Here is a 15,796-nt window from a genome sequence, read left to right as displayed (position 1 = left end):
ACAGCTGAGATATTTATGTAAGAAATTCTAATTAAACTATAAAAAATACATGGGCCGTTTGCGCTTCGATAGTTGATAAGCGTATTTGCAGCGAGTATTGATGATATGCTTTTGCTCAAAAGCAAACGAGAGAAAAGGGCGTAAATAACAAAAATGATTCACGCATTATCGCTGCCTTTATTCATTACCTCTGCGGTCTGCTTATTACTAAGTTTATTCTTTGTACTCTTGTATTATCGCTTGACGTCCCGCCATGAGGAGTCGGTAAAATATTACTTAATTTTCTCCATTGGGGCCCTCGTCAGCAGTATCTTTTTTGGTGCCTTTGCCGTGCTGCTCAACTCAAGTGACAACCTTATTTATCTGAGCGTTTCAAATCGTATTACGGTGATTGCCGCCATGTTTACCACCGTGATCAGCTTGCACTTTTATCTGTCCTTCTTCGAATATGAGGCACCCACCTCGTTGAAATGGTGCTATGGGGTTTGCGCGGCTTTTTCGATTGCTACCGCTATACCCAGCTCGCTTTTTCTCGACAATGCTTTTTATGCAACGTCCTCTTATTACACGGGCTTAGTCTACGGGCCGCTATTTCAGGTATGGGGGGCATGGATTTTGATATTGGCCGTATACGGTATTTCCGTATTAGTCCGGGTCTTCAACCGACAGCAAAGAAAACAGGACAATGGCAACTCAAGTACCGTTTTACTTTTATTAATAGCCAATATGTTTTGGATGTTCACCGGCGTGTGTGACATGTTAACGGGAATTCAGGTTATTGATCTTCCGCCGCTGACATGGGTTGGTTCTTTCTTTGTTACGTCCTGCATTGCATGGGCGCTGGTGCTACATATCGATGATCTTTATGAGGAAAGGCGCTTACTAAGCGACCGTTTAATGTATGACCATTTAACCCAAGCTTTTTCTCGCAGTTACTTAGAAATACGTCTCACTGAGGCGATAAATTTGATGATGAGGGGAGAGCTAAAGTGGCTATCTGTCTGCGTTTTTGATGTAGATAATTTTAAAGCGATAAACGATAAATATGGTCATGCAAGCGGAGATGCGCTGCTCACGCAAGTCACGGGTATAATAAAAGAAAACATTCGCCAATCTGACTGCATTGCTCGGCTTGGCGGCGATGAATTTGTTATTTTATTCACCGATACACAAAACGAAAATCATGCCCCAGTTATTGTTGAGCGTATTCGCAGCTATGTTGCGAAAGCTCAGTTCGGAGAAGGAGAGCGCAGGTTTAACGCGTCTTGCTCATTCGGTGTCGTCAGTGTAACGCCTGAACAACTTACCATGAAAGACTTGCCGAATCAGATGCTATCGTGCGCAGATGAGGCGCTCTACAGTGCTAAACACAAAGGCAAAAACCTTGTTGGCTTTGCTACTTTAAGCGACCTTTCTTAATCTGCTAAACCCGCGCTCTTTGAACATTTTTACTCAGTAGAATGAGTATCGATAACTTTAATCACGCGAGCGGGGTTACCACCAATAATGACGTTATCGCCGAAGGACTTGGTAACCACAGCGCCAGAAGCGACAACCACATTATTGCCAAGTGTCACGCCAGGGTTAATTACTGCCATGCCTCCCACCCAACAGTTGTCTCCAAGGGTGATAGGTTTTGCAAACTCAATGCCGGTGGCTCTTTGCTTTGGATCTGTAGGGTGTGTCGCCGTGTAAATGCCCACCTGTGGAGCCAACATGCAGTTATCACCAATGGTCACTCTGGCGGCGTCTAAAATTACGCAATTGAAATTAGCGTAAAAATTTTCGCCAACTAATATGTTCTCGCCATAGTCACATTTGAACGTAGACTCGATATACAAACGCTTTCCAGTTTTACCAAATAATGTCTTGAGTAACTGAGTTCGTTTTTTGTGCTCGGTCTGACAGGTGCTATTGAGAATATCTAGCTGTTTACGGCAGTTCTTGCGAAGTGCCGTAAGTGTTTTATCAGAGGGGAAATAAAGCTCGCCTGCAAGCATTTTCTCTTGTTCGGTCATGTGAGTGTGATTACCAAGGGACGATATCTTCCGCAATTTTTCTTAGCTATTTCGCATGGTCATAGCTTACAACAACTTTCTTATCTATGTCTGCGCTTTCGATATTTAAGTCGACTCTACGCTTTAAAATTATGTTGCCGTGAAGGGTTACGTTCTTGCCAATCGTTAACGTTGGTAACTTGTCCTTGTCGTTGCCCCAGTTACTTTCATTGTGCTCATAAATAATGTCTCCGTATATTTCACTGTTGCCAGTAATATCTATGTCGCCATTAAGGGTGCTAATATCGTTATTCACCGTTACATCAGTAATACTGATATCACCATTTACGGTTTCAATATTGCCACCAACACTGCCGTTAGCTTGTAATGAAATATCACCATTAACCGTCTCAATGCTTCGTTTAACAGTAAGATGAGATGATGCAGCAACGTCGCCATTCACTATATCAATGCTGTCGACGGTAACATGGCTACTCATATCTAAATTACCGTTAACAATACTTATTTCGGCTGCACTGCCATGCTCTTTAATATCTATATTACCATTCACTGACGATATATCGCCTGCGTGTTTACCACTGGCAATGTTAATATTTCCCAGCATCGTGCTTACGTCGTTGCCATCTAAAGCACTGGCATTTCCCACGTGAATAACGCAGCCGCTTAGCAATGTGGTTCCAAGCACTATAACAGCGGCAGATAAAAAAGATTTGTTCATTGCAATAACCTTAAAAGTAAACAGTTAAAAAATTAAAAAAGAAAGTTGAGGAGTTTCCAGCATCACTAATTTAGGATTTAAACTCCTTCTATGTTTAGGCTTAACACGTACTGTGCCAAATGGTTTAAGTATTTAAAATCAATGACTTACGGTTTTTAGATGCTTTTTTAATGTGTTTTTGTGGCAGGTTTGGTGACAAAGTTGTTAAAAGCGCTAATTTGTTAAGTTTCTTGCTATTTATGGTGTTTAATTAATCGCGAGTCAGTTGTGTGGAAGACAGGAGAGAAGTAGTACTAAATTATGCATATCGCTTTGGGGCATTGCGTTATGGGGCAATGACTCATCCTTTATTCTACCTATTTTCAATGGGCGCGATATTTGCAGCTCTTTATTTACTCACTATTAGTACGAACTGAAGAAAATCATGTGTGCAAAGATAAGATGCTACATTTAATGCCACTAAGTCGAAAAAGGAAAATGCATGCTGGATAAGCACCTACAGTTGCAAAGAGCGAAAAGACAGGCTCTGGCATGCTTGATGATAGCAGCTGCTATTTTTGTTATTACTGTTCTCACACAAAAGTACAGCCCTCAGGTTTCCTCGAGTTGGTGGCTGGAACTTATAAAAATGGCCAGTGAAGCGGCTTTGGTGGGCGGTTTAGCAGATTGGTTTGCAGTAACTGCTCTGTTTAAACCTATTCCCTCAGCGTATCCCATTCCTCATACTAACATTGTAGCCAGTAACAAAAGCGCAATTGCCAATAATCTCTCGGAATTCGTGAAAGAAAAATTCTTTAACCCTATGGCAATTGAAAAACTAATCAGTGAAAGCGACCCCGCTAAAGGCGCTGGCAGATGGCTTGAGTCGCCACAAAATGCGCAGAAATTAAGCCGCTTTTTGTGTGATGCACTCAGCGGTATGTTGAAGGTGTTAGACGACAAACCCGTAAAAGACTTCATTTCAAGAACCGCTGAAAAAGGGGTAAGAAGCTTAGAGTTAAATCAGTTAATTGCTACTTCGTTGAATGCCGTTACTAAAGAAGGACAGCACCAAGTAGTACTCGACAGATTACTTGGGAAATTAGCTGGGCTACTCAGTCAGCCCGATACCCAAGAATATATTGCCGATACGTTAATTGTTTGGCTAAAAACTGAGTACAGCAGAGTAGAGAAAATATTGCCATCTAGTTGGTTAAGTGAGCAGGGGGCACTTATTGCTGTTAAGGCGGTTTCGTCTATTTTAGAAGACATTTACCAAGATCAATCTCACCCCATTCGACTGGCTTTCGACGAGCAAGTGAACGAATTTCTGCACGATTTGCAGCATAGTGATGACATGGAGCAAAAGGTTAACGGCTTCAAAGAAAAGATCATTGATGACCCTGCGTTGAAAGGGTATTTACATTCATCATGGCAACGTTTTAGCGAATGGTTACTGCGCTCGCTAGAAGAGAAAGAGGGGAGAGCAGAACAAAAAGTGTCTGGTCTTCTGCAGGATTTAGGCAGTTCCTTGCGAGGCGATAGTGAGCTGTCTAAAGCATTTAACAAGCATATTGGTGAAGCTGCAAAATATATGGCACCTGAGCTCGCTCAATTTTTAACCGCACACATAAGAGACACGATTAACACCTGGAATGAAAAAGATATGGCCGAGCAAGTAGAGCTTAATATTGGAAGAGATCTTCAAAAAGTGCGCATCAACGGCACTATTGTCGGTGGTTGCATTGGCGCAGCATTGTATGGCATCGAAGTGTTAATTGGTCTTTAAGAGATCTCTGACTATCGCTGATTTTGGCTAGCTTGTTTTAAACGCCGCTTTGAAAGCTAACGACGAAACAACAAAACGCTAAGCCAGTGCAGCCTGGCTTTACTAACTCAGAGTACCTGTTTGCTCAGACGCTGTAGTTGTAGGTTTATACAAATTCATTTGATACCTATACAAAGATCTAACGTAACATCCACCATGTTAATAAACTCATCAGTTCCACGATGAAGACGAAGACGATGATGAACACGACGATAGCACAACCTCGCGTCGCTTGGCGGTGCTCCTCGACAGGCCCAGTGACAGCGGCGTATGAACTCAAGGTGGACGCGGGGGAGGTGCGACGAGATGACGCGCAGGTCGCTCTGGCGGCAAAATTCGATGCCCTGCACGAGTCTCTCACCTCGCTGCCACCAGTACCCACAAGCACTGACGATCAGACAGCGAGTCGCTTTACAAGTAGCGGGCCTCTGTCACTGGCGCGATCCTTAACATCCGCCCAGTCTTTTCTTCGAAAGAAGTTCAATTTGTGGTCTTTTGGTCCACCACCGCGAGGCATATATATTCATGGGCCGGTCGGGGTCGGCAAGAGTTTTCTAATGGATCTCTTTTACTCGTTGGTTAATGTTCCTGATGATGATTCTGGCTGTAATAATGACAGTCACAAGCAAGCAAAAATTACCAAACGCCGCGTCCACTTTCATGAATTTATGCTAGATGTCCATCATCGAATCTTTGCGTACAAGCAGGAGCACCCACGTGGTGATGCGATTCCCATCATTGCACAACAATTGGCACAAGAAGCCCAACTCCTCTGTTTCGATGAATTTCAAGTGACAGACGTCGCCGATGCCATGATTTTGAAACGACTGTTTTTGTTATTATTGGATTGCAATGTCGTTGTGGTAGCCACCTCGAACCGCTCCCCCGATACCTTGTACGAGGGAGGCATTAACCGCTCTCTTTTTTTGCCATTCATAGACATGTTGAAAGACACGTTCGACATTATCTCCATGGAGGATTCCCAGAAGGATTATCGACTCGAAAGTCGAGCGGATGGTCAATCCTATTTTTGGTCAAATAAGGATATGCAAGGCGATAATAATATTAACAACAACATACAGGCGCAATTGGAAGAAATATTTGGTGGCACTGCATCCACAACTGAAGCCGAGAGCATTCCCGTCCACTTTGGTCGCACCGTCCAGGTTGCCCGATTGAATAACCAGTGCGCCTGGTTTGACTTTTCTGAGTTGTGCTACCAACCGCTCGGAGCGGCCGATTATATTTCCCTATGCCGCCGATTTCCGGTCATCATCATGGAACGTGTACCCCAACTGGACGCCAATCATCTCAACGAAGCGCGACGATTTGTGACCCTTATTGACGCGTGTTATGAGTCTCGTACTCGCTTGGTACTGGCGGCACAAGTCCCGCTCGACGAATTGTTTGTCGATTTTGAAGCGCAAGTTGAAAGTAGCGATGGAGATGAAGAATTGATTGTTAATGATAAGGGAGGGAACTCGAGTTCCTTTGCGACCACCATGATTCGCACTAAAGAGGGGAAATATTATGAGTGGTCGGCGACGGGTCGAATTGGCGTGTCACTGGCACAATTTTCGTCTGCCAATGATCTCGCCTTTTCCTTTAGACGAGCAGCGTCTCGGTTAGTAGAAATGGGGGGAAAGGAATGGGGACGGCAATGATGATTTATGGCAACGTTTCTCTCCATAAGGATAGAGTTGCACTTAGCAATTGGACTCAAAGCTCGTAGCTGGCGTTGAACTAATTCAATCCCAGGTTTATTAGAATTTGCGCGTCAGTATGAAAGAAAGAGTCAAGACTGATAGCTTGAACTTTAACCCTCTATCAGGACTAAGATAAGACTACCTATTGCCCTACTGAGCTAATGCGAATTGTTTGCCGTAGTTATTATTTTGCGCGAGCGTAATGTCTGATTCGAATCTCACTTCTGGGAAATTAATTCCAATTCTATTCTCTCAAGCTTTTCCGATGATGCTTGGCATAGCTGCTGTGTTCTCCATTGCCCTAGTAGATACTTACTTTGTCGGTAAGCTTGGCACAACTGAGCTTGCGGCGCTCACTTTTACTTTTCCAGTCACTATGACTATTGCTAGCCTTTCAAGTGGACTTGGTGCAGGAACGGCTTCTTTGGTCAGCCGAACATACGGCTCAGGCGATAAGCAATCAGCGAGGCGTTATTCCGTCGATAGCTTATTATTGTCATGCACGATAGTGGCGCTTTTAAGCACAATCGGATATTTCACTATAGATCCACTGTTTAGCCTGCTTGGCGCACAAGGAAAAACACTAGACCTTATTCGACGCTATATGCAGATTTGGTATATCTCGATGCCCTTTTTAGTTATCCCTATGGTCGCCAATGCTATTTTGCGTTCAGTCGGCAACGCGCGTTGGCCCGGTTTCATTATGGTCTGTTCTGCGGTTGTAAATATTGTTCTTACGCCGGTATTTATTTTTGGCTATGGTCCTATTCCAGCTATGAGTATAGAAGGAGCAGCACTCGGTACCTTTATTGCTCGAGTATTCACCTTTGTCTTAGCGCTATATTTGGTAGGCTTTCAGACTAAAATGCTGACTAAAACCGTTCCTGCGTTTTCAGACTTTATCCAATCGGTGAAAAGCATTCTTAAAATTGCGGTACCTGCTGCCACAGGAAGTATTGTTAATCCAATGTCGATTGGTGTGGTAACCGGAATAATGGCAGCCTATTCTCAAGAAGTTGTTGCGGCATTTGGTGTTGCCACCAGAATTGAGTCTTTTGCAAGTATTCCGATGTTGTCACTTTCCGCGGCTATTGGTCCAATTGTTGGGCAAAATTGGGGGGCGAATAAAAAGCAGCGAGTAATTTCGGCAGTGGCGTATTGCTATGTTTTTTCTGTGCTCTGGGCATTAATAGTCGCTACTATCACCGCGTTTTTTGCAGATACATTTACCCAAGCACTTGCTTCAGATAACGAGGTGGCAAATATCGCCAATGGGTATTTGTATGCGGTAATAATCAGTTTGTGCGGTTATGGCGCGGTAATCGTCTCTTCAGCAACATTTAACGCGTTAGGTAAGCCACTAACTGGACTGATGCATTATTTCGTTAGAGGCGGACTTTTATATATACCTCTAAGCTTTCTCGCGTCATTGTTTTTCGACTATAAATGGGTGTTTTATGCCATTTGTGCATCTAATATTCTCGCCGGAATTGCCATTGTCTCTTATACTTTTTATTGGCTTAACAAGGCCAAGCGAGAAGATTGCGATCTAAAAGAGGGCCGGCACTGTGATGAGGCTGACTACACTTAGGTAATTATCACATCACCAAGGTGCCAACTTAGATTAGTTCATACTCGATGGTAAGATTTCTTCGTCCTCTACACTAAGTGAAGAATAGTACCACCTACTTTACAAAAAATGGAACGTTAGCATGAGCCGCATTTCCATTTCCATCATACACATAGGCATAGAGACGGTAAGCTCCGGGTGTGTTGGGGGCCTTAAACTTAATTTTCTGATCTGAGACATCTTCTATCAAGCCCTCCACCAGTTCAGGGATTTCCTCTTTATCACCCCCTACTTCTGTGGCGGTAGACTCTTTTCGTATTTCCCACTTAAAGCTTAATTTATCATTATCTGGGTCTACCGCGTTCAATGTTGCCTCATACTCGTCACCCATAAAAAGATAAATATTGTCGAAGGCAACTTTACCGTCTAAGCCTATTGGGCTAACGCGAGGGGTTCTGTTGGCCGGCCATTGTCCAGTCCAGATGTAGTGCATAACATCAACGGCTTCAGTGCGCTCCCCAGAATCTAAAAACATACCGTACCAAGTACCTGTTCGCTCTTGCTTTTGACCCCACAAAAAAACGTAGTTACCTATAACTTGTTTTGCTTCTGGCTGAATGGCTTTCAGGTAACTTTTAGCGTAATTGCTCGCTTTCTCAGAGCTTGTTGTTTCAACCGGTGCGTCCCATTTTGTTTTATATACCTCCCAGTGTCCTACCGCGCCCCATTCTGTAATCATGTAGGGTCCTTCATACCCATAAGACTTTACATATTTAGGCAAGTTAACCACGTCTGCATAAAGCTGAAAGCTGATGAAATCTAAAGCGGGTGCACGTTGTGTGATGGCATCCATAGCATCTTCATCGAAACCAGCCAAGGTGGTTGTGGTTGGATGATGGGGATCTAACTGCTTTATCATTTCGGCAACTTGATTAACCGCGTCGTAAACCTTCGGATTAATGGTAAAATCAAAGTTGAGCTCGTTGCCAATAAACCAAGTGAGAAGTGCAGGGTGGTCTTTATGTTTAATTACCTGAGCCTTTACTTGCTCTAGTTGTTCAGCAACAGCGACGGGATCGTTGTAATCAAAACCATGTCGCTCACGGGCGAAGTCGATACCTAATGAGACCGTCATACCAAGCTCATGGGCTTTATCTAACAGGACTGAGGCAGGGTAGACACCACCATCAACAGACCAGGTACGAATAGAATTTGCACCATGAGCAGCCAGTGTTTTTAAATCAGCGCCGTCTACGCCAGCACCTTTAACTGTGTAAGGCTTATCTCCGCGCATAAGCACAAAACCGTCGTCTTGGGTTTTAACTACTTCTACATGAATGGGTTTAGCAAATAGGACTGGTGAGAGGAAAAGTAAGCAGGCTAACAATAAAAACGATTTTTTCTTACGATGTGTTGCCACTACGTCACTCCTTGAAAATTTAAGTTTGTTGCAAAGGCGTCGAGCAGAAAAGTGCGATACCAGTTGCGATACCCTTTTAATAATATCTAAGGGTATCGCGCGGTGATCTTGTTATGGATACCTTTTAATAAGTATAGCGCATACGGACACCAAAGGTTCTTGGGCGCGTAAAGAAGCGAGTGTTATCAAACTGAGTAATGATAGTGGCCGCAGTGCGCACCTCATCAAACAGGTTATTAGCAAATGCTTCAAAACGCAGTGCACCACCGCCATGGGTATATCCAAGCCCGGCGTCGACTGTCCAATAAGCATCTACGCTATCGTCAAGTCGGCGACGAGGGTTATCAGGGTTTTGATAATCTATACTGTTAAAAATGGTTAAGAACTGCTCATCACGCCAGCCAGCGGATATCACGTAATCAATGGTGCCGGAGTTAATATCGAATATTTGACTTAAGCTTGCGTTAAGCTGGTAGCGAGGGGTACGAGGAAGTCTATTTCCATCAATAGATTGAAAAACGGCTTCATCTGGTGCCACGTCAGCTTGGAATCGTGAGTCTTGAATATCTTGGCTGTCTTCAATCTCAGCTTCAAGCCATAGGGCTGTCCAACTAAGATTAATGTCGTAAGGCAGTTCAAATTTGCCATCGAACTGCATGCCGTAAATGGCAGAGTCTGCAGCGTTAAAACTAAATGACACAACCAAAGCTCCAGGCGTAGCGTCGAGTGGGTCAACGGGTGCACCAGAGTTAAATTCAAGCGCTTGCTCTACAGACAGCAAGTTGGTGAATACTTGGTCTCGGTAGTCGTTGTAAAACGCAGAGAAATTAAATGTAGTGGGTACATTTCCCCAATCGAATTCATTTTTAGAGCCAAACTCAAACAGCGTAACGCTTTCTTCCTGATAGGTGGGAGCTAGTGTCAGTCCTGTTGTTGGATCGCTGAACGTATCGTTAAAACCACCCGATTTATGACCGGTAGCAATAAGGCCATATACAAGCTGGTCATTGTTTAAATCGTGCTCTAAGCGCAAGCGCCAGTCGACAAAGCTATTATCTATGCGGCCATCTTGCACAGTAATAGAGTTATTAGGCGAAATGGGAACGGCAAACGAATGGGTACCATCCTGATTACAAATCAAGTTGTCAGTGACATCGCTGTCTGAGCAGGCTGGACGTACATCTGCGCCACCTGGAGTGATGCCATTTGCGAAAATATCGTCTAGCGTATCGCGTTCACCAAACTGAGCAATACCATCAAAGTAAAAGCTTAAGAACTCGTCGTCAGAAACTGAACCATCACCATCTTGGTCGGGATCATAAATAGAACGTCCAAACCCTGCAAATGCGAATCCTTCAGTACCAACTCTGGCACCCATACAGCAGCCAAACGGATTGCCCGTGTTGACGTCAAAACCGCCTAGCGCAAATGCATAACGTGCATTCACGCCCTGACGGGTTTTGGTGTCTTCGGTGTATCGCAAGCCTATTGTGAAGCGAGTATCTGCACTGAACTCGTACGTGGCATCGGCATAAACAGAGAAGGAGTCGGTATCTGTGTTAGGTTGATTAAACTCTGCCCCTTGGAAAAAACCTCCTCTATCGCCAGCAGACGCTAAAAACGTTTGCTGACGTTCGTCGAACAAGAATATACCGGCAGTGTAGGTTAGACGGCTCGCGTCATCGTCAGATAACAAACGCAATTCGTGAATGATAGATTCAGAGTCAGTCAAAAACTGAAAGCGTGAGAAATCGTCTAATGCTTGTTCGAGAGGATCCAATGCCTCAAAAACGCCCGGAAAATCGGGAGAGAGTGGGGTAGCGGCTTGATAATCGTAAATTAAATCGCGATAGCTACCGTTGTATTCCAGTAACGCGTCTCCCAAGTCCCATGTGACTTCAATTTTAAAGCCGTCGTGAATGGTATCTTGCACTGGCGTAAAGCCCCTACCTACCACGTCACGAGGATCTTCAATATCGTCTGGATCTATACCTAACCCCAGAGGCAGAGCGTAATTAGTTCCGGTATAACCAGTGCCTTGTTCGCGAGCAAAGTCATAAGATAAATAAATACTCAAATCGTTAGTCGGTTCGTAGAGTGCTTGGAAGCGTAAGCCAAGATTATCAGCAGCTTCGGCAAGCTCTAAGTCTAACGGACCAACATCATTATAATACGAGTCATGATCGATTTTAGTGCCGGCAATACGAAACGCGAGCTTGTCAGTGGCCGGTATATTCAAAGCGCCAGTAATAGCACGTTGGTTGTAATTACCAAACTCTATCTCGGCGCTACCATTCCACTGACCAATAGCGGGCCGCCATGGAATAATATTCACCGAGCCCGCAGTTGCGTTTCGACCGCGCAATGTACCCTGGGGGCCAACATTAACCTCTACCCTTGAGACATCAAAAAACGCCGAACCTATTCCAGATGGACGGGGAATGTACACCCCGTCTAAATGAGTTGCGGCTGCGGGGTCGCCAAGCTCTGTATTATTTGAACTACCAATGCCTCGGATCCAAACTTCCACGTTGCCTTGATTATTACCTATTTCCAGCCCAGGAATAGATTCGGAAATATCAGTAATATCCTGAATACCCTGAGACTTTAAGTCTTCTCCCGAAAACGCAAAGGCGGTACCTGCTAAGTCTTGTAAATCTTGAGTTCGACGTTCCACAGTTACCATTATACGTTCAACGTCGGCATCTTTTTCTTTCGTCTTATCGTCGGCCTCTTGCGCCGATAACGAAACGCTTACCAAAGATGCGAACACGGGAATATACAGAAACTTGCACAAGGATTTAAAACTGGTCTTGGTTTGCAACATAGCGCCTTGCTCCGCATTGAATAAAGCTTTAGTAAATAATTTCATATTCATGTCCCTCTATTCAGCCCTTGCGAAAACTAGGTTGTCGTAGAAAATGCCGCTGGGGTTATAGTCCGTGGCCGAGTTAGAGAATCCAAACTGAAGTATTTGACCATCTAAGTTTTGCTCAAGCACCGCTTCAACGGTGTATCGAGACCACTCGCTGTTACTGACTTCGCTTAAATCAACGCGAATGTCGACGGTAGAGGCAAAACCATTATTAGGATCGAGTACACGAATATAGGCATACGCCGTTGTAGGTGGTGCTATGCCGCCATCAAAGGGCGCTTTGGCATCAAAAGAGAACGTATAATTACCTGCATCAGCAGCAGAGAATATGCGCTCTTGAAAGCTTGCAGCCTCAATTGTAAGTCCGCCAGCATGGTCGCCGTTGTTATAGTCGCTAAATACATTTAGGTATTGAGAGCCTTGGCTTTCACCAGCCTCACCTGTGGCGTAACTGGTAAACCCACCGGTGTTGTTAGGCGCAGGGAACGGACCGTAGCTGTAGGCAAAGTTTCCATCTGCACCAAACACCGCAGCGAAGCTTAGCCAGTTATCACCGATGGCATCGGCACTTGCGTCGCCACTTTCAAAATCAGTGTTATAGCTAATTCCGCCTTCGGCTAGGTTGAAGTCGATGTTATCTACCACTATGGCAGAGGGGGCAAAACCTGTAGTGCGAGTGGTAAAGCCAAATTCTAGCAATTGTCCAGCCATAGCTTCGCCGTCGATATTGAAGTCAACAGAGTAGGTCTGCCATTCTGTGCTCGAAATCATCGATAAATCGATTTCAACTCTTGCCGTCGTGGCAAAGCCGTTTGAAGGGTCTAGAGTTTGCACATATGCAGTGGCTATTGTGGGTTCAGTAATCGCGCCTTCATCGGGAACTCGGGCATCAAAGCTAAACGTATAGATACCAGAGTCGTCAGCTGTAAGCGTTACTTGCTGGAAGGTTGCAGCCTCTATCAACAGACCGTTTCCATGATCTTGATTATTGTAGTCGTTAAATATAACGAGTTGCTGCGAGCCTTGCTCGTCACCGCCTAACCCCGTGGCTATATTGGCAAAACTATTGCTGTTAAGCGGTGTCGGGAAAGGTTGGCCGTAGTTATAAATGAAGCCGCCATTGGCATCGAATACCGTGCCAAAGCTTTGCCAATTTCCACCAAGTGCAGTGGCTGCCGGGTTAACTCCTTCAAAGTCCGCAAAGAAACCAAGTGGCAGCACTTCCTCTTCCACAATCTCAGTCGTGGGCTCCCAGCGTATGTTATCTACCGTAAGCGAGGTTGTGGCATTAACGTCTGTTACTGCAAGCACAAGGCCGGAGCTAACATTAGCGGTGTTTAAGCCACTACTTATCAGTTGACTTAAAGGAATTTCAATTTCCTGCCATTCACCGTTTGCAGGTCGCCCTAAATCTTGCGGACCACTTGTACAGGGGAATACACAGTCTACTTGCATGGTTACGGTATTTGTATCGCTGCCGAAGTCGGAAACGAAAAGGTCAAAAACCACGGCGCCGTTATTATAACCAGAAAGGTTAACGGGCTCGGTGGCGATAAACCATACACCACTCTCGCCGTCGCCGTTGAAGGTGATATCGATAACTTGGTCGCGAGCTGCGTCGTCAGACGTTACTACTTCCCATTCAATTTTATTAACGCCATCTGGATTACTGCCGTCAGTGTAAGTGGCAAAGCCTGAACCGCTGTCTGCCGCACCAATACCAAAGTCCCAAAGCGGGTCAACGCTATCGATAAACACATTTTGTGGAACGGTGGTAATACTCACTATGCCGCAAGGACGAGAGGCTGGAGCACCGCAAAGAAGGTTTATATTGTCGAACTGCATGCGGGCAGCACCGCCAACAGGTTCAAGTATTATAAGATTGAGCACCTCTTCAATATTCAGAGGACCGCCACCAAAAGCACCAATATTGCTTTGAATAACATCACTGAGAGCAAGTGACACTGATGTCCACTCGTCTTGAGGTAGATCTGTCAGTGGAATTTGTATAAAGCCCACGTTAGGGAACCCGCTATCTACACCAACTTGCAGCATAGTTGCATTGGTGGATGCACTGTCAATAAACACATCAAACGTCAATTCGCCGCCATAGAATTCATTGTTGTCTGCGCGACCAACGCCAAATAGCTCAAACGTGTTCCCCTCGGGGTCGTTAATTTGAATGTTTCCACCACCTGAAGTGTTGATTTCAATAACCGTGCCGCGCTCCGTGTCGCCAGAATCGACTTCAGTTACTGTTAACGCTCCATCATTGTCAAATACGCCAATACCCAGTGGACGTTCGCTATTGCTATCTGCAAATAGAACTCCCGGTCCATTGTTGTATAGGGTAAAGCTGTTTATCTCCACATTTTGCGGTGGTGGTGTACCGTCTCCGCCTTGGGTAATGATAAAGGGGTCGACTTGGTCAATACTGTTTTCGCAGCCCAAACCGTCGTTAACCGGAGCAAGTGGGCATTGATAAACCCGAACATAATCCACCAGCATTTGACCAGGGAATACATCGGTATCGTTAGGGTTTGGCATGCCCGCTGGGTCGCCGCCTACAGCAAGATTGAGGAGCAAATGCTGATTTTCGTTGAACGGTGCGTCTTCTTCCCCAACTACGAAGCCTTCACTTTGGTTTTTGAAATAATAGTTCCAGTAGGTATCACGGCTCACCGTAAAATAATGAACCCCGTCTACAAACCAGCGAATTCGCTGAGAGTCCCACTCGACTGCGTAGTCGTGAAAGCCATCGGTTGGATCTATTTCGTAAGTTTTGGTAGCGCTTTCATTTAGGGGGAAACGTTGACCATAATGCACGGTTCCTGCTATGAACGGAGTTGCCTGCCCGAAAGACTCCATGATGTCTATTTCGCCTTTAGCGGCCCACTCACCAAAAGGAGAAGGATCGCTTCCTAGTGTCCAAAACGCTGGCCATAAGCCCAAACCCTCTGGAACTTGAATACGGGCTTCAATTCGACCATACGTAAAATCTAATATTCCCTGTGTGCGCAAACGGCCTGAGGTGAAAGCAAAATTCGGGTCTGGCGAATCACCCACTCTAGCCTCAATAACCAAGAAACCATCTTCTACGCTTATATTATCTGCGGTGTAGTACTGCTGTTCATTGTTTCCCCAGCCAGGCGGCAGTCCCTCGGACGAGCCATCGCCCACTTGTACTTCCCATTTGGAGGTATCTAGCGTGCTGCCGTCGAATTCATCAGACCAAATTAGTTCATAATTCGCAGATGTTGGTGGAGGAGGATTTTCTAAGGTTCCGCCAATCGCTTCATCGTCGTTTTGGCATCCGCCTATTGCAACAGTTGCGCCCGCAGCGAGTGCTATGCTAAGCCAGTTTCGTTTTATGGTCATGCGGCATTACTCTCAATTAACGTAGTGTGTATTAGTTTTGAGTGTTTGCGCTGGTTTCGAAGTGCAAGTAGTGAATAGGTCGAGCACTTAAAAATACGCAATTCAGCTCTTTCATTTTGGAAGTGAAAGAAGCCATTGAAAAACAACCAACGTGTGTACTTATCTTTATTTTTTTCTTTTAACTGATGCGTTTGTCAGGGCTTTTACAAAGTCGATACCAGATAGCAATGCAGTTTTCACTACACCAGTGTTGCTAAATTAAATACCGTGTTGCCTGACTGAAGGTCCTTTTCGCGACATCCTG

At 45.0% G+C, this 15,796-nt stretch carries 9 protein-coding genes; 4 read left to right on the top strand and 5 right to left on the bottom strand.

The genetic code is table 11. The features are described from left to right. The first annotated feature begins 153 nt into the window (after window positions 1–153). Window positions 154–1,419, top strand: a complete 1,266-nt coding sequence (locus tag BM528_RS07695; protein ID WP_071979392.1) for a GGDEF domain-containing protein — start codon at window positions 154–156, stop codon at window positions 1,417–1,419. A 29-nt stretch (window positions 1,420–1,448) separates the two neighbouring features. Here the strand turns inward: BM528_RS07695 and BM528_RS07690 are convergent, their stop codons facing one another. Together BM528_RS07690 and BM528_RS07685 are read right to left on the bottom strand one after the other, a co-directional pair. Continuing rightward, the gene (locus BM528_RS07690) at window positions 1,449–2,018 is read right to left on the bottom strand and encodes a sugar O-acetyltransferase (protein ID WP_071979391.1); all 570 of its coding nucleotides are present in this window, start codon (window positions 2,016–2,018) and stop codon (window positions 1,449–1,451) included. A gap of 46 nt (window positions 2,019–2,064) precedes the next feature. After that, window positions 2,065–2,736, bottom strand: a complete 672-nt coding sequence (locus BM528_RS07685) for a hypothetical protein (protein ID WP_071979390.1) — start codon at window positions 2,734–2,736, stop codon at window positions 2,065–2,067. A 481-nt stretch (window positions 2,737–3,217) separates the two neighbouring features. Here BM528_RS07685 and BM528_RS07680 point away from each other — a divergent pair, with 481 nt between their 5' ends. The 3 genes from BM528_RS07680 (at window position 3,218) to BM528_RS07670 (ending at window position 7,840) form a co-directional block, all read left to right on the top strand. Beyond that, window positions 3,218–4,504: a DUF445 domain-containing protein gene (locus BM528_RS07680; protein WP_071979389.1), complete on the top strand. Its 1,287-nt coding sequence runs from the start codon at window positions 3,218–3,220 to the stop codon at window positions 4,502–4,504. Between the two features lie 221 nt (window positions 4,505–4,725). Then, window positions 4,726–6,207 (top strand): cell division protein ZapE, encoded by a 1,482-nt coding sequence (zapE, locus tag BM528_RS07675; RefSeq protein WP_071979388.1) that lies wholly within the window; start codon window positions 4,726–4,728, stop codon window positions 6,205–6,207. A 244-nt stretch (window positions 6,208–6,451) separates the two neighbouring features. Beyond that, window positions 6,452–7,840, top strand: a complete 1,389-nt coding sequence (locus BM528_RS07670; protein WP_071979387.1) for an MATE family efflux transporter — start codon at window positions 6,452–6,454, stop codon at window positions 7,838–7,840. 94 nt (window positions 7,841–7,934) lie between these two features. Here the strand turns inward: BM528_RS07670 and BM528_RS07665 are convergent, their stop codons facing one another. The 3 genes from BM528_RS07665 to BM528_RS07655 all read right to left on the bottom strand — a co-directional run bounded on the left by BM528_RS07665 (window position 7,935) and on the right by BM528_RS07655 (window position 15,492). Continuing rightward, on the bottom strand, window positions 7,935–9,239 hold the full coding sequence (locus tag BM528_RS07665) for a glycoside hydrolase family 2 TIM barrel-domain containing protein (RefSeq protein ID WP_071979386.1): 1,305 nt from the start codon (window positions 9,237–9,239) through the stop codon (window positions 7,935–7,937). Between the two features lie 124 nt (window positions 9,240–9,363). After that, window positions 9,364–12,111: a TonB-dependent receptor gene (locus tag BM528_RS07660; RefSeq protein WP_198033600.1), complete on the bottom strand. Its 2,748-nt coding sequence runs from the start codon at window positions 12,109–12,111 to the stop codon at window positions 9,364–9,366. 12 nt (window positions 12,112–12,123) lie between these two features. Beyond that, window positions 12,124–15,492 (bottom strand): glycoside hydrolase family 16 protein, encoded by a 3,369-nt coding sequence (locus BM528_RS07655; RefSeq protein WP_071979384.1) that lies wholly within the window; start codon window positions 15,490–15,492, stop codon window positions 12,124–12,126. Window positions 15,493–15,796 lie beyond the last annotated feature (304 nt).

Source organism: Alteromonas sp. RW2A1 (assembly GCF_001886475.1).
Taxonomy (GTDB): Bacteria; Pseudomonadota; Gammaproteobacteria; order Enterobacterales; family Alteromonadaceae; genus Alteromonas; species Alteromonas hispanica.
Note: the sequence above shows the minus strand (reverse complement) of the source record. Positions and strands in the feature narration are given on the sequence as shown.

What these genes read in the sequence shown, in the direction of transcription:
- BM528_RS07680 (WP_071979389.1), top strand. Translation starts at nt 3,218, where the DNA reads ATGCTGGATAAGCACCTACAGTTGCAAAGAGCGAAAAGACAGGCTCTG.
- BM528_RS07655 (WP_071979384.1), bottom strand. Translation starts at nt 15,492, where the DNA reads ATGACCATAAAACGAAACTGGCTTAGCATAGCACTCGCTGCGGGCGCA.
- BM528_RS07660 (WP_198033600.1), bottom strand. Translation starts at nt 12,111, where the DNA reads ATGAAATTATTTACTAAAGCTTTATTCAATGCGGAGCAAGGCGCTATG.
- BM528_RS07690 (WP_071979391.1), bottom strand. Translation starts at nt 2,018, where the DNA reads ATGACCGAACAAGAGAAAATGCTTGCAGGCGAGCTTTATTTCCCCTCT.
- BM528_RS07685 (WP_071979390.1), bottom strand. Translation starts at nt 2,736, where the DNA reads ATGAACAAATCTTTTTTATCTGCCGCTGTTATAGTGCTTGGAACCACA.
- zapE (WP_071979388.1), top strand. Translation starts at nt 4,726, where the DNA reads ATGAAGACGAAGACGATGATGAACACGACGATAGCACAACCTCGCGTC.
- BM528_RS07695 (WP_071979392.1), top strand. Translation starts at nt 154, where the DNA reads ATGATTCACGCATTATCGCTGCCTTTATTCATTACCTCTGCGGTCTGC.
- BM528_RS07670 (WP_071979387.1), top strand. Translation starts at nt 6,452, where the DNA reads ATGTCTGATTCGAATCTCACTTCTGGGAAATTAATTCCAATTCTATTC.